27 protein-coding genes, 1 tRNA gene and 2 other annotated features are annotated in these 23,772 nt (G+C 36.1%); of the genes, 4 read left to right on the forward strand and 24 right to left on the reverse strand.

What is annotated here, in order from left to right; genetic code table 11:
- Nucleotides 1-61 precede the first annotated feature (61 nt).
- The 6 genes from ACYPXO_RS10550 to ACYPXO_RS10575 form a co-directional block, all read right to left on the reverse strand.
- Nucleotides 62-391, reverse strand: a complete 330-nt coding sequence (locus ACYPXO_RS10550; protein ID WP_459640531.1) for a DUF1540 domain-containing protein — start codon at nt 389-391, stop codon at nt 62-64.
- Nucleotides 392-446: 55 nt separating this feature from the next.
- A complete protein-coding gene (gene thrS / locus ACYPXO_RS10555) occupies nt 447-2,408 on the reverse strand; it encodes a threonine--tRNA ligase (RefSeq protein ID WP_459640532.1) in 1,962 nt (653 codons plus the stop codon).
- On the reverse strand, nt 2,408-2,854 hold the full coding sequence (locus tag ACYPXO_RS10560; RefSeq protein WP_459640533.1) for an acyl-CoA thioesterase: 447 nt from the start codon (nt 2,852-2,854) through the stop codon (nt 2,408-2,410). The genes thrS and ACYPXO_RS10560 overlap by 1 nt, the downstream gene beginning before the upstream one ends.
- A gap of 93 nt (nt 2,855-2,947) precedes the next feature.
- Nucleotides 2,948-3,155: a binding site (T-box leader), on the reverse strand.
- A gap of 30 nt (nt 3,156-3,185) precedes the next feature.
- On the reverse strand, nt 3,186-3,800 hold the full coding sequence (gene udk / locus ACYPXO_RS10565) for a uridine kinase (protein WP_459640534.1): 615 nt from the start codon (nt 3,798-3,800) through the stop codon (nt 3,186-3,188).
- 46 nt (nt 3,801-3,846) lie between these two features.
- Nucleotides 3,847-4,572 (reverse strand): YdcF family protein, encoded by a 726-nt coding sequence (locus ACYPXO_RS10570; protein ID WP_459640535.1) that lies wholly within the window; start codon nt 4,570-4,572, stop codon nt 3,847-3,849.
- 63 nt (nt 4,573-4,635) lie between these two features.
- On the reverse strand, nt 4,636-5,136 hold the full coding sequence (locus ACYPXO_RS10575; protein ID WP_459640536.1) for an SEC-C metal-binding domain-containing protein: 501 nt from the start codon (nt 5,134-5,136) through the stop codon (nt 4,636-4,638).
- A 174-nt stretch (nt 5,137-5,310) separates the two neighbouring features.
- Between ACYPXO_RS10575 and ACYPXO_RS10580 the strand changes: the two genes are divergently transcribed.
- Nucleotides 5,311-5,526, forward strand: coding sequence for a hypothetical protein (locus tag ACYPXO_RS10580; protein WP_459640537.1), 216 nt, complete (start codon nt 5,311-5,313; stop codon nt 5,524-5,526).
- 5 nt (nt 5,527-5,531) lie between these two features.
- On the opposite strand, the gene ACYPXO_RS10585 is transcribed toward ACYPXO_RS10580, so the two are convergent.
- Complete coding sequence (locus tag ACYPXO_RS10585; RefSeq protein WP_459640538.1) at nt 5,532-5,696, reverse strand: hypothetical protein; 165 nt, start codon at nt 5,694-5,696, stop codon at nt 5,532-5,534.
- Between the two features lie 162 nt (nt 5,697-5,858).
- Here ACYPXO_RS10585 and asnA point away from each other — a divergent pair, with 162 nt between their 5' ends.
- Nucleotides 5,859-6,869: an aspartate--ammonia ligase gene (asnA, locus tag ACYPXO_RS10590; RefSeq protein WP_459640539.1), complete on the forward strand. Its 1,011-nt coding sequence runs from the start codon at nt 5,859-5,861 to the stop codon at nt 6,867-6,869.
- A 54-nt stretch (nt 6,870-6,923) separates the two neighbouring features.
- On the opposite strand, the gene ACYPXO_RS10595 is transcribed toward asnA, so the two are convergent.
- The 4 genes from ACYPXO_RS10595 to cls all read right to left on the reverse strand — a co-directional run bounded on the left by ACYPXO_RS10595 (nt 6,924) and on the right by cls (nt 10,958).
- Nucleotides 6,924-8,204: an adenylosuccinate synthase gene (locus ACYPXO_RS10595; protein WP_459640540.1), complete on the reverse strand. Its 1,281-nt coding sequence runs from the start codon at nt 8,202-8,204 to the stop codon at nt 6,924-6,926.
- 107 nt (nt 8,205-8,311) lie between these two features.
- Nucleotides 8,312-8,893 (reverse strand): helix-turn-helix domain-containing protein, encoded by a 582-nt coding sequence (locus ACYPXO_RS10600; protein ID WP_459640541.1) that lies wholly within the window; start codon nt 8,891-8,893, stop codon nt 8,312-8,314.
- Nucleotides 8,894-8,980: 87 nt separating this feature from the next.
- Complete coding sequence (locus ACYPXO_RS10605; RefSeq protein WP_459640557.1) at nt 8,981-9,343, reverse strand: VOC family protein; 363 nt, start codon at nt 9,341-9,343, stop codon at nt 8,981-8,983.
- A gap of 64 nt (nt 9,344-9,407) precedes the next feature.
- Nucleotides 9,408-10,958: a cardiolipin synthase gene (gene cls, locus ACYPXO_RS10610; protein WP_459640542.1), complete on the reverse strand. Its 1,551-nt coding sequence runs from the start codon at nt 10,956-10,958 to the stop codon at nt 9,408-9,410.
- 135 nt (nt 10,959-11,093) lie between these two features.
- Here cls and ACYPXO_RS10615 point away from each other — a divergent pair, with 135 nt between their 5' ends.
- Nucleotides 11,094-11,408, forward strand: coding sequence for a hypothetical protein (locus ACYPXO_RS10615; protein ID WP_459640543.1), 315 nt, complete (start codon nt 11,094-11,096; stop codon nt 11,406-11,408).
- 44 nt (nt 11,409-11,452) lie between these two features.
- Here ACYPXO_RS10615 and pdxR read toward each other — a convergent pair whose 3' ends face one another.
- From pdxR to ispF, 13 genes are all read right to left on the reverse strand, one after another.
- Nucleotides 11,453-12,859: a MocR-like pyridoxine biosynthesis transcription factor PdxR gene (pdxR, locus tag ACYPXO_RS10620; RefSeq protein WP_459640544.1), complete on the reverse strand. Its 1,407-nt coding sequence runs from the start codon at nt 12,857-12,859 to the stop codon at nt 11,453-11,455.
- A complete protein-coding gene (locus tag ACYPXO_RS10625) occupies nt 12,852-13,370 on the reverse strand; it encodes a GrpB family protein (protein ID WP_459640545.1) in 519 nt (172 codons plus the stop codon). Before ACYPXO_RS10625 ends, pdxR begins: the two co-directional genes overlap by 8 nt.
- Nucleotides 13,371-13,429: 59 nt before the next feature.
- Nucleotides 13,430-15,097: a glutamine--tRNA ligase/YqeY domain fusion protein gene (locus ACYPXO_RS10630; protein ID WP_459640546.1), complete on the reverse strand. Its 1,668-nt coding sequence runs from the start codon at nt 15,095-15,097 to the stop codon at nt 13,430-13,432.
- Nucleotides 15,098-15,415: 318 nt separating this feature from the next.
- Nucleotides 15,416-15,826: a helix-turn-helix domain-containing protein gene (locus ACYPXO_RS10635; protein ID WP_459640547.1), complete on the reverse strand. Its 411-nt coding sequence runs from the start codon at nt 15,824-15,826 to the stop codon at nt 15,416-15,418.
- A 437-nt stretch (nt 15,827-16,263) separates the two neighbouring features.
- Nucleotides 16,264-16,336 (reverse strand) — tRNA-Thr (locus tag ACYPXO_RS10640).
- 58 nt (nt 16,337-16,394) lie between these two features.
- Nucleotides 16,395-17,003: an RNA polymerase sporulation sigma factor SigH gene (sigH, locus tag ACYPXO_RS10645; RefSeq protein WP_459640548.1), complete on the reverse strand. Its 609-nt coding sequence runs from the start codon at nt 17,001-17,003 to the stop codon at nt 16,395-16,397.
- 26 nt (nt 17,004-17,029) lie between these two features.
- Nucleotides 17,030-17,770: a 23S rRNA (guanosine(2251)-2'-O)-methyltransferase RlmB gene (gene rlmB / locus ACYPXO_RS10650; protein WP_459640549.1), complete on the reverse strand. Its 741-nt coding sequence runs from the start codon at nt 17,768-17,770 to the stop codon at nt 17,030-17,032.
- Nucleotides 17,771-17,779: 9 nt separating this feature from the next.
- Nucleotides 17,780-18,229 carry a Mini-ribonuclease 3 gene (locus ACYPXO_RS10655; protein WP_459640550.1) on the reverse strand — a complete coding sequence of 150 codons (450 nt, stop codon included), beginning with the start codon at nt 18,227-18,229 and terminating at the stop codon, nt 17,780-17,782.
- Complete coding sequence (gene cysS / locus ACYPXO_RS10660) at nt 18,214-19,620, reverse strand: cysteine--tRNA ligase (protein ID WP_459640551.1); 1,407 nt, start codon at nt 19,618-19,620, stop codon at nt 18,214-18,216. Before cysS ends, ACYPXO_RS10655 begins: the two co-directional genes overlap by 16 nt.
- Entirely contained in the window at nt 19,607-20,299 is a 693-nt protein-coding gene (gene epsC, locus ACYPXO_RS10665) for a serine O-acetyltransferase EpsC (protein ID WP_459640552.1), read from the reverse strand. The genes cysS and epsC overlap by 14 nt, the downstream gene beginning before the upstream one ends.
- Nucleotides 20,300-20,402: 103 nt before the next feature.
- Nucleotides 20,403-20,619 (reverse strand) — a binding site (T-box leader).
- Nucleotides 20,620-20,670: 51 nt separating this feature from the next.
- Nucleotides 20,671-21,678 (reverse strand): M42 family metallopeptidase, encoded by a 1,008-nt coding sequence (locus ACYPXO_RS10670; protein WP_459640553.1) that lies wholly within the window; start codon nt 21,676-21,678, stop codon nt 20,671-20,673.
- 20 nt (nt 21,679-21,698) lie between these two features.
- Entirely contained in the window at nt 21,699-22,781 is a 1,083-nt protein-coding gene (locus ACYPXO_RS10675) for a GNAT family N-acetyltransferase (RefSeq protein ID WP_459640554.1), read from the reverse strand.
- Nucleotides 22,782-23,327 (reverse strand): 2-C-methyl-D-erythritol 2,4-cyclodiphosphate synthase, encoded by a 546-nt coding sequence (gene ispF, locus ACYPXO_RS10680; protein ID WP_459640555.1) that lies wholly within the window; start codon nt 23,325-23,327, stop codon nt 22,782-22,784.
- A 181-nt stretch (nt 23,328-23,508) separates the two neighbouring features.
- Here ispF and ACYPXO_RS10685 point away from each other — a divergent pair, with 181 nt between their 5' ends.
- A complete protein-coding gene (locus tag ACYPXO_RS10685) occupies nt 23,509-23,700 on the forward strand; it encodes a hypothetical protein (RefSeq protein ID WP_459640556.1) in 192 nt (63 codons plus the stop codon).
- Nucleotides 23,701-23,772: the final 72 nt, after the last annotated feature.

The following is a 23,772-nucleotide window of genomic DNA, read 5'->3' on the forward strand; positions in this document are numbered from 1 at the left end:
ACTTTGTCTACAGTCTGAATGCTTATATCTGTCTTCACCAGACAGATATAAGCATTTTTATTTACTTACAGGTAAATGTTGCACATTCTGTTTCGCCACACTCACATGCGTTACTTCCTTCTACACTGATTTTTCCCGCATGACAGTGACATTTTTCATTATACATACAATCCGTTGCCTTACAGTCAATCTCACTTCTGTCTGAGGCTGTATTTTCTGTAACATCACTGTAACTATTCGTGTAATTTCCTTCTTTTCTTTCCTGAAAACTGTCACAACAGGTTTCTTCTGAGTTTTTAGCAGAACTTCCACCTACCTCAATCGCATCTAAATCACATAAAAACTGTTTGTTGTGCACACAAGTCTGCACGGTACATTTTAATTCCGGCATTGTACTACCTCCTTATATTTTCTCTATATTCAGAGATAGTATTGCCTGCCAATTCTTATTTATTCTCTTCTACTTCAATTTTACGAATTTCTTTTGTACGAATTTCTTTACAAATGTCATTAATAAATGTATCTAATGATTTTTGTCCTTCATCACCTAAAAATCTGCTTCGTACGGATACGACCTTTTCTTCTTCCTCTTTCGCTCCGACAACAAGCATATACGGAACTTTATCCAAACGTGTTTCACGAATCTTGTAACCAATTTTTTCTGCACGGTCATCTACTGTACATTTAATACCGTTTTCACGTAGTTCTGCTAATACCTGATGTGCATAGTCATGATATTTTTCTGAAATCGGAAGTACACGCACCTGTTCCGGACAAAGCCATGTTGGGAATAAACCTGCATATTTTTCAATCAGCCATGCAAGTGTTCTTTCATAACATCCCATTGCTGTACGATGAATAATATACGGACGTTTCTTTTCTCCATCTTTATCCACAAATGTCATGTCAAATCTTTCTGCGAGGAACATATCTAACTGAATTGTAATCATTGTATCTTCTTTTCCATATACGTTTTTCGCCTGAATATCTAATTTCGGTCCGTAGAATGCCGCTTCACCTGTTTCCTCTGTATAATCAATTTCAAGGTGATCTAACATTTTACGCATAACATCTTCAACTTCATCCCACATTTCTCTTGTTCCGAGATATTTATCCATATTATCCGGATCAGCGAGAGATAAACGATATGTTACATCTTCTTCTACCCCAAGTGTTGTCAAGCAATATTTTGCCAAGTCAACACAGCCTTTAAATTCGTCTTCTACCTGTTCAGGTGTAATAATAAGATGTCCTTCAGAGATTGTAAACTGTCTTACACGAGTTAATCCATGCATTTCCCCTGAATCTTCATTTCTAAATAAAGTAGATGTTTCACCGTAACGACAAGGAAGATCTCTGTAACTCTTCTGACTCTGTTTGTATACATAATACTGGAATGGACAAGTCATTGGACGAAGTGCAAATACTTCTTCGCCTTCTTTCTCCTCATCTCCCAGAACAAACATACCTTCTTTATAATGTCCCCAATGATCTGAAATTACATACAAATCCTTTTTCGCCATAAGAGGTGTTTTTGTTCTTACATATCCACGTTTTTCTTCTTCATCTTCTACCCAACGCTGCATTGTTTGAATGATTGACGCTCCTTTTGGCATTAACAAAGGAAGTCCCTGACCGATAACGTCTACGGTTGTAAACAATCCCATTTCACGTCCCAGTTTATTATGGTCACGCTTTTTAATTTCTTCCAAATGTTCCATATGTGCTTTTAATTCATCTTTTTTTGCATACGCAGTGCCGTAAACACGAGTGAGCATTTTGTTTTTCTCATCGCCTCTCCAGTAAGCGCCTGAAGATGAAATCAGTTTAAACGCTTTCACTCCTTTTGTACTCATCAAATGTGGACCTGCACATAAATCTACAAATTCACCCTGTTTATAAAATGAAATAACAGCATCTTCCGGCAAATCATTAATCAATTCTACTTTATATGGTTCTCCCTTTTCTTCCATATAAGCAATTGCTTCTTCTCTTGGAAGTTCAAAACGTTCAATTTTTGCACCTTCTTTAATAATTTTTTTCATCTCTTTTTCAATTGTGCCTAAATCTTCATTGGAAAATGGTGCGTGTTCAAAATCATAGTAATATCCTGTATCAATTGATGGTCCTATAGCAAGTTTTGCTTCCGGATATAATCTCTTTACCGCTTCAGCAAGAACATGAGATGCTGTATGGCGAAGCGCTGCCAGCCCTTCTTTATCATTTGCTGTTAAAATATTTAAAGAACAGTCTTCTTCCACCATTGTTCTTAAATCAACAACTTCTCCGTTAATTTCTCCTGCACAGGCTGCTCTTGCAAGCCCTTCACTAATATCTAATGCAATGTCATATACTGATTTACTCTGCTCATACTCTTTTACTGAGCCGTCTTTTAATGTAATTTTCATTATTTTTCTCCTTCTCCCTCTTCTTTATTTTGTGAGTCTTCTAATCCTTTTGCAAACATATTGTGAAATTCAATCAAATCTTTTTTCAGCGAAATAGGTTTGCCCATCTTTGTTAAAAAGCAGTGCTTTGTAACACCTTTACAATGAATCATTCCTGTTCTTTCGTTACGAATTTCATATACGACAGTCAGTTTAATTCCATTGTATTCTTTGATTTTCGTTGTAATTGTAACTGTATCACCAAAACGAACCATGCGAAGATATGTGGCTTCCACTTCTAAAACAGGACTTAAAATACCTTCCTTTTCCATTTCATCATATCCCATTCCAAGTTGTTCCATAAAATCTGTTCTCGCCTCTTCAAACCAGCGAATATAGTTTGAATGATGAACAATGCCCATCTGGTCTGTTTCGTAATACTGTACTTTATGCTTATATGCCTTCATCTTGTTTCTCTCCTCACTTTGTTACTAAAATGTTTATCAGACATTTTCATATATATGGTAACAAAAAAATCCCTTGCAATGAATCACCTCACTGCAAGGGACGAGCGTACATTCACTCGCGGTTCCACCCTAATTGTACTGACAATGTCAGAACCACTTCTACTGATGATAACGGAATCACCGGACAGTTTTGCTGTCACTCAGAGGTAGTTTTCAAATGTTTCCGAAATAAGAAGCTTCCAGCCGATGACTTCTCTCTCTGTATCCTTTCACATCCTACTCTTCTCGTCAACGTATTATCATATATACACATTATTATAACATTATCACTCTATTTGTCAATGAGTAAAGTTTCTATCTTCGTCTTAACCAAATCAAAAGCAACATCGTTCATTCCGCTGTTAATAACGATATCTGCCATCGATTTTGTCGGTTCTACATAAATGTAGTGCATCGGTTTTACCGTTGTCAAATACTGCTCGGCAATGTCCTCAACATAACGTCCTCTCTCACGCACATCACGAATCACTCTTCGTAAAATACGTTCATCCGCATCTGCCTCCACAAAAATTTTAATATCAAGCAAATCTCTCAGTTCTTTATTTTCCAAAACCAAAATTCCTTCTACAAGAATAATTTTTGTCGGATGCAATGTCACTTTTTCTTTTGCTCTGTTATGTTTTGAATAATCATATGTCGGACCTTCGACTGTTTCCCCATTTTTCAATGCCTTTAAATGCTTTATCAAAAGTTCTGTATCCAGTGCATCAGGATGGTCATAATTCGTTTTCTTTCTCACCTCAAACGGAACACCGTCATTACACTTGTAATAATTATCGTGATAAATCACAGTCAATTGATTTTTAAATGCGGCTTTCAGCCTGTTGGTAAATGTCGATTTTCCCGAACCGGAACCTCCTGCAATTCCTATGATTACTGTTTTCATCTATTGTAAAATCCTTTCCAAAATTAAATTCTCTTCATTATAACATTTACTTGCGGAAAAGCACAAGGTAAACAACTGCAAAAAATTCTCTAACTAAATAATTTAAAAGCAGAACCGGATCTGCTCCCGCTGCAATACCTACAACATCTTTATACCCTGCTCTTTTTGCCAGTTTTACACTTCTGTAAACATGGAAATTGTTAGTTACAATTCCTACTTTTTCATTCACATCTTTTATATATGACAAACTATATTTCAGATTTTCTTCAGTGGAACGGGATTTTTCTTCCATAATAATTCTTTTCTCATCAATTCCTTTATCCGTTAAATAGTTTTTCATAGCAAATGCTTCTGTTACATCTTCGCCTCTTCCTTGTCCTCCCGATACAATTACTTTCGTATTATCGTGGGCAAGAAGATAATCCACCCCTTTATCAAGCCGTTTTTGCAAAGCACCTGTAATTTTTTTCCCTTTTACACACGCACCTAAAATAATGATAGTTGAAAGTTCATCAAAAGTAGTTGGAATTATTGCACTTAAAATAACAATCTCCACTGCAAAAAAAATCAAAAACAGAATCGTAAATACTATCTGAAATGGAAGATACATCCATTCCGCCATTTTTTCCACGCCAAATCCAATAACAAATTGTATACTGCCGAAAACTACCCAAAATCTTGCAAAAGTCGCTTTCCAGTTACGCGTATGCAAAACAATAAGCAAGTAATATAATATACACAATATCCCCATACTGTAAAAAGCACTTGACATATATACCTCCATAAACAAGCAAAAGGGTGTCAGAATTATATTCTTTCACCCTTTATTAACTAATTATTTACCACAACATTTTTTATATTTTTTACCGCTTCCGCATGGACATGGATCATTTCTTCCGATTTTCTTCTCTTTGCGAATCGTTCCTGACTGTTTCTGTTCTCTGTATAATTCTTTCTTTCTCTCAGGGGTGAAAATATTATCCCACTGTGGAAGTTCATATAACCAGTCCGCTTTAGCATCCACCATATTTTTGTACAAACTTTCTTTATCAAATGCAAGACTTACTACTGTATCTTCTTCCATTTCTTCAATTGGATTTGGTTCTTTCAAACTGTCATTGATTCCGTCAAGAAATCCTGTCATTGTAAATACTTCAATTCCGTATTTTTCAGCCAGTTCTTTTACTGTTCCTTTCACTTCTTCATCTGGATTTTCTAATAATTTTTCATAAATTTCTTTTTCAATTTGAAAATATGTTCCCCAAAATTTCTGTAATGCCGCTTTATCCATTTCTTTTGAATAAGCAGTATCTCTCCATTGTTCTAATAAACTCATTTCTATGTTCTCCTTCTATTCTTCATTTTAATATGTCCATTATATACCATATCTTCATGTTTTTCAAAAACTTTTGCAAATTTTCTTATTTCTTTGTTATAATAGACAAAAATAGCACTTTTAAAGTGTTAACTTTACCCATAACAAATTCATGTATAAAGGACGGATAAGAATATGAAGAAAACAAAACGTATTTTAGCTATTATTGGAGTAATTCTCCTCGTTGCACTTTATGGAAGCACACTTTTATTTGCTTTTATCGATACGAGCAAATCTCTAGGTCTGTTCAAAGCCTCTGTTGCTCTTACCATTTTAGTTCCTGTTCTCCTATATGCCTACTCTATGATTTACAAACTTACAAAGAAACAGGATAAAGACGAAGAAAAATAATTTGCTTACATATAAAGTTCTGCCAACATTAAAGCAGAACTTTTTTCTTTTATAGAATTCCCGTAAACCGAAAGTTGTTGCTCTTCCTGCTCCTTAATCTTTTTTCTTTTATATAAATACTCCTCAATAGAGATAATTTCCTGTTCTTTTCTATTTTCTTCCTGCTGCATATCATTACCTCCTTCTCTATCTATATAGTATATGCAAAGACTGTGACAAATATATGTATTATTTCTAAACCTTTTCAACTTATTTCTTAAGATTTCCTTGACATTCTTATTCAGATGTATCACACTGAACATAATTTGACACTTTAGAAAGGATGCAAAACAATGCAACAATTAACAATACCAAAAGGCTATTCCTCACCGCTCTCCATTCGCGAAACCGAGGTAGCCATTAAAGAGATAAAAGACCACTTTGAACGGGCATTGGCTAAATCTCTCCACTTGACTCGCGTTTCTGCCCCGCTTTTCGTAAAACCTGAAAGTGGACTAAACGATAACCTAAACGGTGTAGAACGTCCTGTTTCTTTCGGAATCAAAGAACAGAATGATAGTGCTGTGGAAATTGTTCATTCTCTCGCCAAATGGAAACGATACGCATTAAAACGTTATGGTTTTCACTCAGGAGAAGGTCTTTACACAGATATGACCGCCATCCGCCGAGATGAAGATACAGACAATATCCACTCTCTTTATGTGGATCAGTGGGATTGGGAAAAAGTAATTTCCAAAGAAGAACGAAATACTGCAACATTAGAGCATAATGTACGTCATGTATATAGTGCATTAAAGGAAACCGAGCAACATATCTCCAGACGTTATAATTATATTGACACAATTTTACCTGACGAAATCTTTTTCATCACCTCACAGGAACTGGAAAATATGTACCCTGAATGTACTCCAAAAGAAAGAGAATACCGCATCGCAAAATCAAAAGGTGCTGTATTTATCTCTCAAATCGGGAAAATATTATCTTCAGGAGAAAAACATGACGGACGCGCTCCCGACTATGATGACTGGGAATTAAATGGCGATATTATTGTCTACTACCCTGTTCTTGACATTGCCTTAGAACTTTCTTCCATGGGAGTTCGTGTAGATGAAACCTCTTTAAAACGACAGTTAAAACTTGCAGACTGCGAAGATCGTGCCGAACTGACTTTTCAAAAATCTCTGTTAAACGGGGAACTTCCTTACACAGTAGGTGGCGGTATCGGTCAGTCACGAATCTGTATGTTTTATTTAAGAAAAGCACATATTGGAGAAGTACAGTCTTCCATTTGGCCTGAACATATTTCAAAAAAAGCGGAAGAATACAATATTCAACTGCTATAATAAAAATGACACTTCTTTTAGATATTGTATCTATGTGAAGTGTCATTTTTCATTTTATTTATTTCTATAAATAATTTCATCTCTTCCCGGGCCATTTGAAATCATTGTAATCGGATAGCCTAATTTTTCCTCAATAAATTCAATGTATTTTCTACAATTTTCAGGAAGGTCTTCATATTTCTTAATACCTCTGATATCTGTTTTCCATCCCGGAAGCGTTTCTAATACCGGTTTTGCCTTTTCTAAAAGGTGTGTTGTTGGGAAGTCTGTCGTAATCTTGCCGTTAATATCATAAGCGACACAAACAGGAATTTCGTCAAGGTATCCAAGCACATCCAGCACAGTAAACGCTACATCAGTCGCTCCCTGCATTCTACAGCCGTATTTTGATGCCACTACATCAAACCACCCCATACGTCTAGGACGTCCTGTTGTCGCACCAAATTCACCGCCATCGCCGCCTCTGCGCCTTAACTCGTCTGCTTCTTCTCCGAAAATCTCACTTACAAATGCACCTGCACCAACTGCACTTGAATAAGCCTTACAAACCGTAATAATCTGTTTTATTTCATATGGAGGAATACCTGCCCCGATTGCACCATACGCAGCCAGTGTGGAAGAAGATGTTACCATTGGATAAATGCCATGATCTGTATCTTTTAATGAACCAAGTTGTCCTTCTAAAAGAATTTCTTTTCCTTCCTGAATGGCATTATGCAAAAATAAGGATACATCACAGACATACGGCTCAACCATTCTTCTGTATTCCTGTAATTCTGCATATAACTCTTCCGGTTTTAATAGCGGTTTATGATATAAATATTCTAACAGTACATTTTTCTGTTCGCACACACGAACAACTTTCTCCTTTAACAATTCGTCATCAAATAACTCGCTTACCTGAAATCCGATTTTTGCAAATTTATCTGAATAAAACGGAGCGATACCTGACTTCGTAGAGCCGAATGATTTTCCACCTAATCTTTCTTCTTCATATTGATCAAACAAAATATGATATGACATAACAATCTGTGCTCGGTCAGACACAAGGATTTTCGGCATCGGAACTCCTTTGTCAATTACAGATTGAATTTCTTCAAATAATACCGGAATATTCAGTGCTACACCATTTCCGATAATGCTTGTTGTATGTTCATAGAATACTCCTGACGGTAATGTGTGTAAGGCAAATTTTCCATACTCGTTAATAATTGTATGTCCCGCATTTGCTCCACCTTGAAAACGAACAATAATATCCGCTTTCTCTCCAAGCATATCCGTGATTTTACCTTTACCTTCATCTCCCCAGTTAGCGCCTACTACTGCTTTAACCATTCTATATCCTCCTATAGTTCTCAATACATATAAGTTTGCTTTTTTACTTCACGATTATACCCTCTTTTATTGATAAACACAACAAAAATTTTCAAATACAGGTAACCTCATATAATCATTCTGAACATTCCATGTTTATTACAATAAGCATATAGTATACCGTGCCCCTTTTTTCTAAAACGAACGGATATATCTTGTTCAGGGTATAACTTAATTATTTCACAACTATTGGATGTCGCATAAGCTATAAAAGAGATATAGTGACTTTTCCCCATAGAGTGCTTCATTGACACATAATATTCATTATCTATTGTTTCAACAGAAATCATATGATTTTCATCACACTTTTCCGAATTTATTTCAGGCAATGTAATTCCGCAGCAGGCAAAACTCCCCTGTCCTACAGACATAATGACATTATTACAAATAGGGCATACAAAGAAATGTACTTTCTTCATGTTGCCCGACATATTTTCATTTTCCCTTAAATCACCTGTCAACAGTTCTGCTATGGATACTCCTAAAGCCTTTGCCAACTCCTCAATAACAGATATATCCGGCAACCCTTTATTCGTTTCCCATTTTGATATAGTCTTATCACTTACATTTATTTTCTCAGCAAGTTCTTTTTGAGTAATTCTTCGTTTTTCTCTTAGCCTTTTTATCGTATTTCCTGTTACATATTCCATATTGTTCACCTCTTTATCATTTTGAAATCAGTTTACATTGTTCAAAATAATATAACAACCTACGAAAAGTAGACCTTTCTCATGTCATTACATCGGCGTCCCTACTTCTATTAAATTTCCATCTAAGTCATAAAATCGAATTACTTTCTGCCCCCAGCTATGTATCATAAGTCTATTCACATATTTAACAGAAGGATATAATTCCTCTAATTTCTTAGCAAATGTTTCTATATCACGTTCTTCAAAATACAATTCACACGAATTACTCTCCTGAACAATATCTTTTTTCAAAAAGTCTTTCCAAATCTCCGCATCCTGAAGTACAAGTCCTTCCGTCAAAATCACATTTCCTTCATTATCGAGTATTGTATCAAGTCCAAACAAATCATGATAAAATTTCTTAGACTTTTCAATATCTTTTACAACAATTAATACATTTTTTAATCTCATCATTTCCCTCCTCCAAATTACAACAAGTCCAATCAAAAGTATCTACTCTTGATTGGACTTTTCATTACATTAACGGTGCAATAAGTCTTAATACTCGTCCCGCTACCGTTTCAATTACTCCTCGCATACGCAAATCTGTAATTGTTACTCTTTGACATTTTTTCAAAGTATCCTGAAAATCCTTTTCAATATCTCTGACTACCTGATTATTATAAATAAATGTACCACATTCAAAATGCAGATAAAGACTTCGATAATCTAAATTAATTGTACCTACAGTTGCCGTATCATCATCAGACACAAAAACTTTAGCATGTACAAATCCCGGTGTATACTCGTAAATCTGTACTCCGGCATTGATGAGTTCCTCATAATATGTTTTTGCCAACACAAATGCATACCATTTATCAGGAATATGAGGCATGATAATAATCACTTCAATTCCACATTTTGCCGCATAAGTCAAATTTATTACCATTTCGTTATCCAAAATCAAATACGGCGTCATTATATGCACATATTTTTTCGCATGGTTCAAAATATGAAAATATACCTGCTCACCAATATTCTCATTGTCATATGGACTATCTCCATATGGCAGAACATACCCCAGTTCCCTTCTGAACTCTTTTGATTTTGGAGTAAGATATTTTTCAAAATTTTCTTCTTTCTTTTCAGTTACATTCCACATTTGTAAAAACATCATTGTAAAATTCTGCACTGCTTCACCTTGCAGCATAACCGCCGTATCCTTCCAATGTCCGAAACGTTCTTTTTCATTAATATACTCATCCGCCAGATTAATTCCGCCTGTAAAGGCAACCTGTCCGTCAATTACACATATCTTTCTATGATCTCTATTATTCTGGTGTGTGGATAGCACCGGTTTAATCGGACTGAACATTTTACAACGAATTCCCATTTCCTCCAGTTTCTTTGGGTACTTATAAGGAAGAAGAACAATACTGCACATTCCGTCATACATAAAACGGACTTCTACTCCCTCTTCTACTTTTCTCTTTAAAATCTCTAAAATAGAATCCCACATAATTCCTTCTTCCACAATAAAATATTCCATAAAAATGTAATATTTTGCGGATTCCAACTGGCGTTTCAACTCCTCGAACTTCTCTTCTCCAACTCTAAAATAAGTCACTTTCGTATTTCTATGTACCGGGAAACCAACCTGTTTTGAGAGATAATGCGCTAAATTTGCATTTGCCGGCTTTGAAATTCTTAAATCTTCAATAATTTTATCATTCTGCACCATATATGGTTTTGTTTTCTCGCCCAGCACAAACAATCTCTTTCCTATATATCGTGTTCCCGGTTGAATCTGCATAAAAATATAAAATACCGTACCAACAATAGGAATGAAAGTTACAAATAAAATCCACGACATTTTAAATGCCGGATTTTCTTTTCTGTTAATAATATAGATAATTACAATCATACTTAAAACAATGAATCCTACATATACCGAAAACGCATATTGTTCAATAGTTGTAATTGTCGCTACCATCAACCCAATCTGAAAAAGTAATAACACTGCTACTAATGCAGTTCTACTAAATATAATTTTAAAAATTCCACTTTTCGCTTTTTTTGCCTTCATTTTACCACTTCTCTTCCTTTCTATAGCAGATATTCTAACATACTTAGATTTTATTCTCAATAAGCCTTTTCTTTTTACATAAAATGGATTACAATAGTAATACTATATTAATGGTAATGAAAGGAGCATATTGATATGGCAAACAACAAATGGGGAAAAAGACTTTTAGGACTTGTTGCTGTTGGCGCTGCTGTTGGTGGAGTCGTTGCTTACTTAAATAAAAAGAATGATTGCTGCAACAGCGAAGACGAATTCTCAGATGATTTTGAAAATGAAGATTTTGATTTAGATGAAGATTTAAAGGAGGCTACATCAAGAGAATATGTATCTTTAACTCCTGATACTCCTTCTGAAACAGAATCTATTGACGAAGAAGTTCAACCTGAGGAGGAAATTGCTTCTGATGAGGAAGTTCCGGCTGAAAAGACAGAACAATCCGATAACGAATAATGTCAAAGGGAAATGTGATGTCTATCATCAATTTCCCTTTTTCATTAAATCACTTCATCCCATGCGACAATTAATTGTCTTATTCCCTCTTTTATTTCTTTCTCCGGCATATTTGCATATCCAAGCAAAATCGTCGGATTTAATTTCTTTTCCGTACATACATCATATGCAGACAATCCATACACTTTAATATGCATTTGTTTTGCTCTTTCTATCAATTCTGTTTCCGACACTTCTAAAGGAAACGTAAGCAATAAATGAACACCTGCATTTTCTCCTGATATTTTGCACTTTTTTAATAAGGGCTTTAAACTGTTAATCATTATATCATGACGACTTTTATATACCCCCCTCATTTTATTCAAGTGCCTTTCATAATATCCTTCTCCAATAAATCGATGAATAATCTGCTGATCCACTTTGGAAACTGTAGAATTAAGGAAACGTCCCTTTTCCTGATAAATTTTCAAAAGCGGTTTGGGCAAAACAAGATAACTCACACGAATTGCCGGAGCAATAGATTTTGAAAATGTTCCGATGTAAATAACTTTATCATTTCTATCATATCCTTGTAAGGCGGGAATCGGTTTCCCTTTGTATCGAAATTCACTATCATAATCATCCTCTATAATATATCGTCCATCCTCTTCTGCTGCCCAACGCAACAATTCCATTCGCCGCTGTATAGGCATAATAATTCCGAGCGGATACTGGTGTGAAGGCATAACATAAGCTATATCTGCCCGTACCTTTCTTAATTCATCCACACGCATCCCCTTTTCATCCATTTCCACTGTTGCGGTTTCATAAGATAATTGTTGAAACAGCCTATATGCCTGTCGGTAAGTCGGATTTTCAAATGCAATACGATAATTCGTCCCTAAAATCATCTGTAACAACATCAAAAGATACTCATTCCCCGCTCCTACAATAATTTGTTCCGGTTCACAATTCACTCCTCTTGATTGATAAAGATACTGACAGATAGTACCTCTCAATTCATATTCCCCTTGCGAATCTCCCGTTTTAAAAAGTTCCGTTTTATCATCCGCCAGCACATCTTTAGCCAATTTTCTCCATATCCGATAAGGAAAACTATTTAAGTCAATTCCATTCGGTGTAAAATCATACACATATTCCTGTTCCCTTTTTTCTTTTTTTATCGATGTTATTTCTTTAGACTGTTTCCACTGATATAAGTTATCTATTTTTGCCACAAAAAAACCCTTATATGCCTGTGCTTCCACATATCCTTCCGCAAGCAACTGTTCATACGCCAGTTCCACTGTACTTCTGCTGACTTCCAAATATTTTGCCAACGCCCTTGTAGACGGCAATTTATCGGCATATTTTATTTTTCCGGATTGAATATCATTTTTAATATATGTATATATCTGCTCATATAGAGGAATTTGCGACTTTGCTTCCAATCGAATTGTCAATTCATTCATTTTTCCACTCCAATGCCTGTCTTTCCATATTTTTTACAAACTCATCCTTTCCGTCACAATATCCGTCATTATCAAACGTAAATTCTGCTGCCAGTTTTCGTTTTAATAAACCATACTCTTCTGCTTTCTTTGGATGCTCTCGTAAATAATCGCGAACCGCAAGATGACGTTGTATCTCTCCCTTGTTACCTTCCTCAAAAATATGAATGTGATGCGTTCGGTTATCTCCACCTTTCATAAAAAAACGCCGTCCGCTTATCCCAAACTCACCTTTGCATTCATACCCCATCTGTTCAAATTCCTTATTCTGTTCATCAACCAAACGGATATTTCTCACAACAGGCATAATGTCAATAATCGGTTTTGCCCAAAGATTTTTTACCGAAGTTGAACCAATATGATATATTTCAACTACATTTTCTCCCAATATTGTTCTAATCTTTTCTGCCTCCTCGGCAAACATTTTCTCCCATTCCGGTCGATAGGGAACAACCTCCATTTTTCGTGCCATCACTTTCTCTCCTTCCCTATAGTATAAAATAAGAGCGGAAAATTCCGCTCTTATCGTTTCTATTTTGGTAATTTAAATGAACTCTTTAATGATACAATTCTATTGAAAACAAGTGCATCCGGTTTTGAATCTTTTGCATCGACACAGAAATATCCCTGTCTTACAAACTGGAAACTATCATATGCTTTTACGCCGTCAAAACTCGGTTCTAAATAGCAGTCTTTCAAAATCGTAAGTGAGTTTGGATTTAAGTTCAATGAACCGTCTTCTTTATTGTATACTCCTTTTTCTTCATCTACAATATTCTCGTATAAACGCACTTCCGCTTTTGTTGCATACGGAGCAGGTACCCAGTGAATTGTTCCTTTTACTTTACGCCCTGTAAATCCTGTTCCACATTTTGTTTCAGGGTCGTAAGTACAATGAATTTCTACAATATTTCCGTTTTCATCTTTTACAAAACTTTCGCATTTTACAAAGTAAGCGTGCATCAAACGTACTTCATTTCCCGGAAACAGTCTGAAATATTTTTTCGGTGGTTCTTCCATAAAGTCTTCACGGTCAATATAAAGTTCACGGCAGAATGGTACTTTTCTGAAACCAAGTTCTTCATTTTCCAAGTTATTTGCCACATCTAAATACTCAACCTGTCCCTCCGGATAGTTGTCTATAATTAATTTAATCGGGTCTAATACTGCCATCATTCGCGGTTTTTTCATCTTCAAATCTTCACGAATACAATATTCAAGCATTGCATAGTCTACAGAACTATTGCTCTTAGATACACCGCATAAATCTACGAACATTTTAATAGATTCCGGTGTAAATCCTCTTCTTCTCAAAGCCGCAATAGAAACAAGTCTTGGATCATCCCATCCGTCAACAATACCTTCTTCTACCAATTTCTTAATATAACGTTTTCCGGTTACAACATTTGTTAAATACAATTTTGAAAATTCAATCTGTCTTGGAGCAGGATCAAATTCACATTCTCTGACTACCCAATCATAAAGTGGTCTGTGGTCTTCAAATTCCAATGTACAGATGGAATGTGTAATTTTTTCAATCGCATCTTCAATCGGATGAGCAAAGTCATACATCGGATAAATGCACCATTTATCACCTGTGTTATGATGTGTCATATGAGCCACGCGGTAAATAATCGGATCACGCATATTGATATTAGGAGATGCCATATCAATTTTTGCACGAAGTACTCTCTCTCCGTCCTCAAACTCTCCGTTTTTCATTGCCTCGAATAATTCAAGGTTTTCTTCCACCGTTCTATCTCTGTACGGACTGTTTTTGCCGGGTTCTGTAAGTGTTCCTCTGTATTCGCGGATTTCTTCAGGAGTTAAATCACATACATATGCCTTACCTTTTTTAATTAATTTAACCGCACATTCATACATTGCATCAAAATAATCAGATGCAAAAAACAAGTTATCTTTCCAGTCTGCACCAAGCCATTTAATATCTTCTTTAATTGACTCTACGAACTCAACTTTCTCTTTTGTCGGGTTCGTATCATCAAAACGCATATGAAATGTTCCGTTATATTTCTGTGCCAATCCATAGTTTAATAAAATGGATTTTGCGTGTCCGATATGAAGATACCCGTTCGGTTCAGGCGGAAATCGTGTACATACAGTATCATATACACCTTCTCTTAAATCTTTATCAATTTCCTGTTCAATAAAGTTTTTTGAAACTACTTCGTTTTCCATGTTATCCTCCAGTTTACATATATTTCCTTGTGCTTGCACAAAATATCATCAGTATCTTTATATATTACCACAAATTATAGCGGCAAACAACTTTTTTTCCTTTTTATTCCGTCTGGTATTTTTCAAATAATTCGATTTCAAAAAAATCCACCAAAAGATTTCACCCGTTCAAAATTTCTTCACAAAATCATCATTTTTTTATCACAATTCTTCGTTATAGTATTCCTTGTAAAGTTAATAAAACTTTTTCATTAACTTTTCTTTTTCATAACCAAAGCCGGTCAACGACCGGCTTTTCCTCATTGTTACAGATACTGTTTACTTTTTATCATGCCCGTCCTTTAACACAGAAATGGATAGTCCCGTCAATCCAATTCCTAACATGGTAAAAGCCGTATTCATTTCTACTTCTCCTAGAACGGATAATACTGTTACGGCAATTCCCATAGCAATGCCAATCCCTTTTAATACTATATCAACAATTTCATCTACTTTGCTTTTTCGCTCGTTTTCCTTTGTTTTCGGCTTTACCTGCATTAAATCGTCAACAGAAATTTCAAAAATTTCCGCTAACTTAGGAATAGAGTTTATATCCGGAAAAGATAAATCTCTTTCCCACTTAGAAACAGCCTTATCTGTTACACCTATTTTTTCTGCAAGTTCTAATTGTGTCATTCCTTTATCTTTTCTTAATGATGAAATCGTCATACCGAGCGTCTGTTTTTTCATTTTCCTCGTTCCTCCTTGTTTTTGATGACCGCATCTTATCACATTTTTCTAAATATACTCAACCGACCAATAGTTTAATTCATTCGACTGCCGGTTTACCGCCCATTTTCCTATCATATGCTGACATTAAAATATGTTTCATTCAACTGACAAACAAACTGGATGTTTTGTTTCAATCAATCACCAAGGCGATGAATAGATAATGCACAAAGAATTGACCATAAGTTTATTCGATAGAAATTCATATCTAATTGAATATAGAAACGAATATAGAAAGGTAGGCGTGTCACATGGCAATGATTAATCCATATAAAAAATATCTGCACTACGGTAGAAAGGACTAAAACATTCCCCTTTCTATCCTCTTTTTGTAGATTGCTATAATATAAAAATGCAGAATTTCCTAATTTTATCAAGAAATTCTGCAAAATGTTTTAAGCTGTTGGCGGGACTTGAACCCGTGACCTCCGCCTTACCAAGGCGACGCGCTACCGACTGTGCCACAACAGCATCTCTATATACAACGTAATTAATATACAATATATCCATGCTGTTTGTCAACGTATTTTTACCGCCCTGTCTTCTGTCTGACTATCTTTTCTGTTTTCCCTTTTATCCTCTGTAATGCATTATCAACAGACTTTGGTGTCCTATCCAAAATCTTTGCTATCTTCTGATAATCCATGCCGAATAAATGCAAATACAATACTTTATTTTCAAACTCACTGAGATTTTTCTTTAATTCCATCTCAATCATCTGCAAATATTCTTTATTTAAAAATAACGCTTCCGGATTATTTTCCTTTACTGTCTGAATGGTGTCTATCAACGGTTGTTCATTCTTATCCTCATAGATAGATACATACGAATTAAGCGGAATATGTTTCTGCCTTTTTGACGCTTCAATTGCCGTGTACATCTGCCTTGAAATACATAATTCAGCAAAATAATAAAAAGAAGTTTCTTGCTCTTCATCGTAATCTCGTATTGCTTTGAACAGCCCAATCATTCCTTCCTGAATTAAATCATCATTATCTCCGCCAAGCAGAAACATCGCCTTCGCCTTTTCTCTCACAAGATTTTTATATTTATTAATAATATAATCTGTTATTTCCTTTTCACCGTTTCGCAAGCACTGAATCAGTTCTTCATCCGTCATCCTACTGTATCTGCACATATGCACCTCCGGTTTTTACACCGTTACTAATTTAATCTCTGTCTTACAATCTCGTATGCCAACACTCCCGCTGCCACCGATGCATTTAAAGAGTCAATATCTCCCTTCATTGGAATAGACGCAACAAAATCACATTCTTCTTTCACAAGACGTCCAACACCCGTTCCTTCATTTCCGATAACTAAACCAATAGGTCCTTTTAAGTTTAAGCGGTACATTGTTTCTCCGCCCATATCCGCACAGACAAACCAAAGTCCTTTTTCTTTCAACTCTTCCATTGTTTTTACAAGGTTGGTCACTTTCGCAACCGGCGTATAATTTAATGCCCCTGCTGAAGTTTTTGCAACTGTGGCCGTCAATCCTACTGCACGGCGTTTCGGAATAATCACTCCATGAGCGCCGGCTAGATTTGCCGTACGGATAATCGCTCCGAGATTATGCGGGTCTTCAATATTATCCAAAATAAAGATAAACGGATCTTCTCCTTTTTCTTCTGCCAATGCAAGTATATCCTCTACTTCCGCATATTCATATGCTGCTGCATGAGCGACAACTCCCTGATGTTTTCCCGTTTCGGATAACTGATCTAATCTTTCTTTTGCCACAAACTGTAAAATCGTATCGTGTTTCTTTGCTTCTCTTACAATTGTGCGGATTGGTCCGTCTTGACAGCCATCTAAAATAAACACTTTATCAATCGTTTTCCCCGAACGAAACGCTTCAATTACAGCATTACGTCCTTCTATCACTAAACTTTCTTCAGCCATTTTTCTCTCCTATATCTCTTCTTTTTCCAGACTATCTAATCCTATTTTTACTAAATCCAGCATTCTTTTCCAGTCTTCTTTCAAATACAGATAACCAATCAGCGCCTCAAATCCCGTCGCTCTCCTGTAATCCGTAATGGACTGGTTTTTGGCAGGAGAAACAGATTTCGCATTTCTTCCCCGCTTGTAAACAGCCCTTTCTTCATCTGTCAGTTCTTCCTGCATCGCTCTCATCATCATAGATTGAGCCGATGCCTGTACAAGACTGCTTGTTTCTTTGTGCAATTTTTGCACCTGCTTATTTCCTCTGTTTATTACTAAACTTTTAATAATCAAATCATAAATGCTATCTCCGATATACGCCAGCGTAAGAGGAGAATATTCCCTTATATCCACCTCCTGCATGGCAAACACTTTTTTCATGTAATCATTAAAGTTTGTTTCTACGCTTTTTTCCATTTTACACCTTCACGGGTATCCTCTAAAATAATACCCTTTTTCAATAATTCGTCACGGATTTCATCTGCCCTTTGGAAATTTCTTTCTTTTCTTGCAGCCTGACGTTCTTCAATAAGCGCCTCAATATCTTCTGCAAGCATTTCCTCTTCTTTTTCCACAATTAATCCTAACACATCTGATAATTTCACAATTAAATCGTATAAACTCTGTAAGTATTCTTTTGAAGACTGTGCCGATGTTGTTGTATTGGCAAATTTCACTAAATCAAAAATAGAAGCAATTGCATCTGCCGTATTAAAGTCATCTTCCATAGCCGTTTCATATGCCTTTACAAAGTTTTCTGTTTCTGTAATCTGCTCTTTTTCTTCATCTGTCATATTTTCTACAGCAGAAACTCCGAGTAAATGTTTTAAGTTTGCTACCGCAGTTAAAATACGTTCTAAACCATTAGCAGATGATTCCATTAAAGCGGCGCTAAAGTTTAACGGACTTCTATAGTGAGCGCTTAACATAAAGAAACGAAGAACCTGTAAATCGTATTTCTCACCGATTTCTCTTACCGTACGGAAATTTCCGAGTGATTTTGACATTTTGTGGTTATCAATATTTAAAAAGGCATTGTGCAACCAATATTTAGCAAATTCTTTTCCATTTGCCGCTTCACTCTGTGCAATCTCATTTTCATGATGTGGGAAAACCAAATCTTCCCCTCCCGCATGAATATCTATCTGATCTCCTAAATATTTTTTAGACATAACGGAGCATTCAATATGCCAGCCCGGACGTCCTTCACACCATGGTGATTTCCACGCAGGTTCTCCTTCTTTTTTCGGTTTCCACAGAACGAAGTCCAAAGAATCTTCTTTCTCATCTTCTCCCGTAACTAAAAGAGAACGTCCCCCCGACTGTAAATCATCTAAATTTTTATGAGAAAGTTTTCCGTAGTCCTTGAATTTTCTTGTACGGAAATAAACTGTTCCGTTTTTTTCATAGGCATACCCTTTCTCAATCAAATCGGAAATCATTTCAATCATTCCGCATATTTCTTCCGTTGCAAGCGGGTGCTTTGTCGCCGGTTTTACATTCATTCCTTCCATATCTTTTTTGCACTCTGCAATATAACGCTGAGAAATTTCATTGGCAGATACACCCTCTTCAATTGCCTTTTTGATAATTTTATCATCCACATCGGTAAAGTTCGATACAAAGTTTACTTCATACCCCTTATACTCAAAATATCTTCTCACCGTATCGAACACAATCATCGGTCTGGCGTTTCCAATGTGTATCAGATTATATACAGTCGGACCGCAAACGTACATTTTAACTTTTCCTTCCTCCAACGGTACAAACTCTTCTTTTTTTCTTGTCAATGTATTATATACTTTCATCTTTCTCCTCCTGCTTTCTATATTGTCTGCATCTCATATCATTTTCCATTTCTTCCAGTTCCTTTTGTAACTGAATATTTCTATTCTGCAATTCCCGAATATCATTCAATACCGGATCAGGTAAGTGAATTTGGTCTAAGTCCACACGAGGCATCTTTTGATTTCCCATACGGACAATTCGTCCCGGAACTCCCACAACGGTACAGTTCGGCGGAACTTCCTCCAGAACAACAGACCCTGCGCCGATTTTTGCATTTTCACCTATAGTGAACGAGCCCAAAATTTTTGCTCCTGCCGAAACCATTACATTGTCCTCAAGAGTCGGATGTCTTTTTCCTTTCTCTTTTCCTGTTCCTCCAAGTGTCACACCCTGATATAATGTCACATTATTTCCAATAACGGTTGTTTCACCGATAATCACTCCGCTCCCATGATCAATGAAAAGTCCTTTGCCGATAGTCGCTCCCGGATGAATTTCAATTCCCGTTTTTCTTGCCGCCCGCTGTGAAATCCAACGTGCCAGAAAATAATGTTTTCTCAAATAAAGTTTATGTGCTAAACGATACCTTATCATTACCTTGAAACTTGGGTATAAAAATATCTCCATATTGCTTTTTATCGAGGGGTCACGTTCTTTAATAACTTGCAGTTCTTCTTTTATATAAGTAATCAACTTCATTATTTCACAACCCTTTCTTGATATAGAACAAAATATGCATCCGACACGGAGTATTCTAATTATATAGAGAAGAATTTCCTATATAATAAAAAACTCCGCCTCACCAAGAGACGAAGTTATATCCGCGATTCCACTCTCATAAAGGGTAACCCCTTCACTCAAAACACGTAACGTGTGCCACCGTATACGGCTACTTTACTGTTCACCATATCTGCTCCCGAATGCACTTCTCATTTCTTTCACTTGGATTTGCTTTCAGCCGATGACAATTCCTCTCTGTCAGTTTCCAAAATGTTACTCTTTTCGTTCCTCGCATTTACAATATATACTATAGTGTATGCAAAAATCTTCTGTTTGTCAACCGCAAATACCTACGCATTTTCCAGATAAGCAGTTAATAGTTCTATCGCATTTTCTAAATCTTTTCTGTCCGCCACTTCCGCAGGACTGTGCATATAACGTAATGGTATGGAAACTAATGCAACGGGCACCCCTTTTCCTACCATGTGGATTTCATCCGCATCCGTGCAACTTCTTCCTCCACTTACTTCCACCTGATATGGAATACCTCTTTCTTCCGCCAGTTTCATAAGTTTTTTGTTGATTTTCCTATCACAAATTGGATTTATACAAAGCACCGGCCCTTTACCCAGTTCTACTTCGCCCCATTCTGCATCTCGCATCCCATTATAGTCACTTGTATACGTCACATCAACTACTATGGCTTCTGTCGGTTCTACTCTGTTTGCTACCCAGCCCGCACCATGCTTACTTGTTTCCTCACCAACTGTTCCCGCTCCGATAACAGTCGCTTTATGTTGTTTTTCTTTCATTCGTTTCATTGTTTCCATAACAACATACACACCCGATTTATCATCCAATCCTCTTGCTGATATACGTCCATTCAGCAATTGCCGTATATTTGTGTCAAAAACAACCGAGTCACCCAGTTGTACCTGAGATAATGCTTCATCCTTTGTTTTTGCTCCTATATCAATCAGTACATCTGACACAGAAAACTCACTGTCTTTCAGCATTTTTGAAGTAACAACCACGCTTCCGTACACTACGCCGTTTTCCGTATTAACCTGCACCCCGTGTCCTGCATATAATTTTGCCGCAAACCCTCCGGAATTTGTCACTTTCAGAAAACCGTCCCCCGTCGCTCCCGTAACTAAAAGTCCGATTTCATCTATATGAGAAGTCATTAAAATTCTTTTCTCCCCAAGCCCTTCCAAAATGTATACACTGTCCCCGATACTGTCCGTTTGCACCTCAGGGAAATATTCCATATGTTCTTTTAATACTTTTTGAATGGTAAATTCATCTCCCGAAACAGATGGCACTTCCAGCAATGTTTTTAATAAATCTTCACTCATTTTTTCTTCCTCCTTTATAATTACACAACTTCATTCAGATATATCTTTGTAAGGGGAATAATTTTCGACAATTCCTCTTTAACTTGTGAAGATAGTTCAAGTTTTTCCATATCCGCCGTACCAAATAATATGGCTGTTAAATCTCCGACATCCATGCGGACACATTCTTTAACCTCCTCTATTTTCTTCACTTCTATTTTTTCTCTGCCATCCAGTAAAAAACAACCGACACTTTCATTTGTCAATGTATCACAAATCTCTACTTTTAAATACATCTCTTCGGTTGTCTTTATACATGAAAACATTTTTTCTACATCCAATATTTTCGCCATAATCATCGGCTTTTCTGTATCTCCGTATCCTAAAACTTTTATCTTTTTTTCACCACTGATATATGCCGAAATATATGGTAAAACTTCTTTACTTTCTCCCACAAACAACGGTTCCCTAATTTCGCATTCTTCTCCCACTGCATAAGGGAAAACCCCTATTATCTTTTGATTTTCTCTTAAAATCAATATTCCGCCCTGCTCACTTTTTTGTTCTTTTAAAAGCATTTCATAATACTTTCTGTCCCTTTTCGCATAAACTTCATATCGATTTTCTAAAATACCATTTACAAATGCCACTATTTCCTCACAGTCTTTTTTAGTTGCGTAAAAAATCTCCCACTCTTCCTTCTTTCTCACTGTTTTATAAATTTCACCCTGCTGTTGTTTATAAATATAACGAAAACCGTGTGGATAATAAATTTGCTCCGCTGCCGGCATCAGAAAAGTAAAAGGTTCTCCGTTATCTTTCAGATCAGAAAGTGCCTTTCGCAATAATGCCCGCATCATGCCTTGATGTCTGTATTTCTCTTCTGTCGCTACTGCAACAATATAGTGTGTCGAAAAACTTTCCCCTGCAATTTTCATCGTATATGGATTAAGATGAAGCATTGCACAAATATGTCCCCCTTTTTCCACTATATATATTTCGTTTTCTTCAGCCTTCACAGAATAATAATAATCTAAAAATTCCGGCGTATCCTCAGTAAAAATCTCTTCCCACAATTTTCTTGTTTTTATATGTTCTGCTTTTTCTAATTTGCGAACTTTCATTTATTTATCCCTTCCACAACCGGTACATCCTACACAACCATTTTCATCATCAGCCACTTTATAACTATAATTCGTTATCTTTTCCAATGCACAAATAGCCTGAGAAGAGATACCTTCTCCTTCTCCCGTAAATCCAAGCCCTTCTTCCGTTGTTGCCTTCACATTAATCTGATCTTCCTCAATCCGTAAAGCAGCAGCAATATTTTTTTTCATCTGCTCAATGTGAGGTTTCATTTTTGGTTTCTGCGCAATAATCGTAGCATCAATATTTTCAATAACATATAGATGCTCCTCTAACAGTTTGCCAACGTGTTCTAAAAGAAGAATACTGGAAATCCCTTTATATTTTTCGTCCGTGTCCGGAAAATGTGTTCCAATATCGCCAAGTGCTGCCGCCCCTAACAGTGCATCCATAATTGCATGAAGAAGAACATCCGCATCAGAATGTCCCAAAAGTCCTTTTTCATAAGGTATATTCACTCCACCTAAAATAAGTTTTCTTTCTTCCACAAGGCGATGTACATCATAACCCATTCCAACTCGCATAATTTTCCCTCCATTTTTTCTAACAATTATTATTCTATATTAACGCTCATTTTATCATATTTTCTCTATTTTGCCTAGACAAAGCAAAAAGGCTATGTCATCCTAAAAATTTATTTGCTTTTTAGAATATATTTGCTTATTTTCCACACACTAAATCTAAACTAAGGAAAGGAATATAAAAATGAAAAAAGATAAAAAAAATGAAGCGATTATCGACTCTTACGATTATTTAGGAAATTCTGCATCCAGTAATGACTGTACCGGATTGATTCCATCCGCACCGATTTCAAAAAACGAGATACAGTCCTATGAAGACGTATACCATTTTACCCCGCCTAAAGTACCTATAAGAAAATGTCCTAAAGATGATTAATCGCTACATTTCTCTGTTAGAACATTTTATCATATAGAAACAAAAATTCCTATACAATAAATATCCACCCGC

It is taken from the genome of Faecalimonas canis, from assembly GCF_054601575.1.

Coding starts and splice junctions, on each gene's coding strand:
- ACYPXO_RS10560 (WP_459640533.1), bottom strand. CDS start 2,854: ATGAAGGCATATAAGCATAAAGTACAGTATTACGAAACAGACCAGATG.
- ACYPXO_RS10580 (WP_459640537.1), top strand. CDS start 5,311: ATGAAGAAAACAAAACGTATTTTAGCTATTATTGGAGTAATTCTCCTC.
- udk (WP_459640534.1), bottom strand. CDS start 3,800: ATGAAAACAGTAATCATAGGAATTGCAGGAGGTTCCGGTTCGGGAAAA.
- ACYPXO_RS10655 (WP_459640550.1), bottom strand. CDS start 18,229: ATGGAAAAAAGCGTAGAAACAAACTTTAATGATTACATGAAAAAAGTG.
- sigH (WP_459640548.1), bottom strand. CDS start 17,003: ATGTGCAGATACAGTAGGATGACGGATGAAGAACTGATTCAGTGCTTG.
- pdxR (WP_459640544.1), bottom strand. CDS start 12,859: ATGAATGAATTGACAATTCGATTGGAAGCAAAGTCGCAAATTCCTCTA.
- cysS (WP_459640551.1), bottom strand. CDS start 19,620: ATGAAAGTATATAATACATTGACAAGAAAAAAAGAAGAGTTTGTACCG.
- ACYPXO_RS10670 (WP_459640553.1), bottom strand. CDS start 21,678: ATGAGTGAAGATTTATTAAAAACATTGCTGGAAGTGCCATCTGTTTCG.
- epsC (WP_459640552.1), bottom strand. CDS start 20,299: ATGAAGTTGATTACTTATATAAAAGAAGAACTGCAAGTTATTAAAGAA.
- ACYPXO_RS10595 (WP_459640540.1), bottom strand. CDS start 8,204: ATGGTTAAAGCAGTAGTAGGCGCTAACTGGGGAGATGAAGGTAAAGGT.
- rlmB (WP_459640549.1), bottom strand. CDS start 17,770: ATGGCTGAAGAAAGTTTAGTGATAGAAGGACGTAATGCTGTAATTGAA.
- ACYPXO_RS10600 (WP_459640541.1), bottom strand. CDS start 8,893: ATGGAATATGTAACAGGAAATACGATAAAAAGGCTAAGAGAAAAACGA.
- ACYPXO_RS10630 (WP_459640546.1), bottom strand. CDS start 15,097: ATGGAAAACGAAGTAGTTTCAAAAAACTTTATTGAACAGGAAATTGAT.
- ACYPXO_RS10570 (WP_459640535.1), bottom strand. CDS start 4,572: ATGTCAAGTGCTTTTTACAGTATGGGGATATTGTGTATATTATATTAC.
- ACYPXO_RS10625 (WP_459640545.1), bottom strand. CDS start 13,370: ATGGCACGAAAAATGGAGGTTGTTCCCTATCGACCGGAATGGGAGAAA.
- ACYPXO_RS10550 (WP_459640531.1), bottom strand. CDS start 391: ATGCCGGAATTAAAATGTACCGTGCAGACTTGTGTGCACAACAAACAG.
- ACYPXO_RS10685 (WP_459640556.1), top strand. CDS start 23,509: ATGAAAAAAGATAAAAAAAATGAAGCGATTATCGACTCTTACGATTAT.
- cls (WP_459640542.1), bottom strand. CDS start 10,958: ATGAAGGCAAAAAAAGCGAAAAGTGGAATTTTTAAAATTATATTTAGT.
- thrS (WP_459640532.1), bottom strand. CDS start 2,408: ATGAAAATTACATTAAAAGACGGCTCAGTAAAAGAGTATGAGCAGAGT.
- asnA (WP_459640539.1), top strand. CDS start 5,859: ATGCAACAATTAACAATACCAAAAGGCTATTCCTCACCGCTCTCCATT.
- ispF (WP_459640555.1), bottom strand. CDS start 23,327: ATGCGAGTTGGAATGGGTTATGATGTACATCGCCTTGTGGAAGAAAGA.
- ACYPXO_RS10635 (WP_459640547.1), bottom strand. CDS start 15,826: ATGAAAAAACAGACGCTCGGTATGACGATTTCATCATTAAGAAAAGAT.
- ACYPXO_RS10575 (WP_459640536.1), bottom strand. CDS start 5,136: ATGAGTTTATTAGAACAATGGAGAGATACTGCTTATTCAAAAGAAATG.
- ACYPXO_RS10675 (WP_459640554.1), bottom strand. CDS start 22,781: ATGAAAGTTCGCAAATTAGAAAAAGCAGAACATATAAAAACAAGAAAA.
- ACYPXO_RS10605 (WP_459640557.1), bottom strand. CDS start 9,343: ATGAGATTAAAAAATGTATTAATTGTTGTAAAAGATATTGAAAAGTCT.
- ACYPXO_RS10615 (WP_459640543.1), top strand. CDS start 11,094: ATGGCAAACAACAAATGGGGAAAAAGACTTTTAGGACTTGTTGCTGTT.
- ACYPXO_RS10585 (WP_459640538.1), bottom strand. CDS start 5,696: ATGCAGCAGGAAGAAAATAGAAAAGAACAGGAAATTATCTCTATTGAG.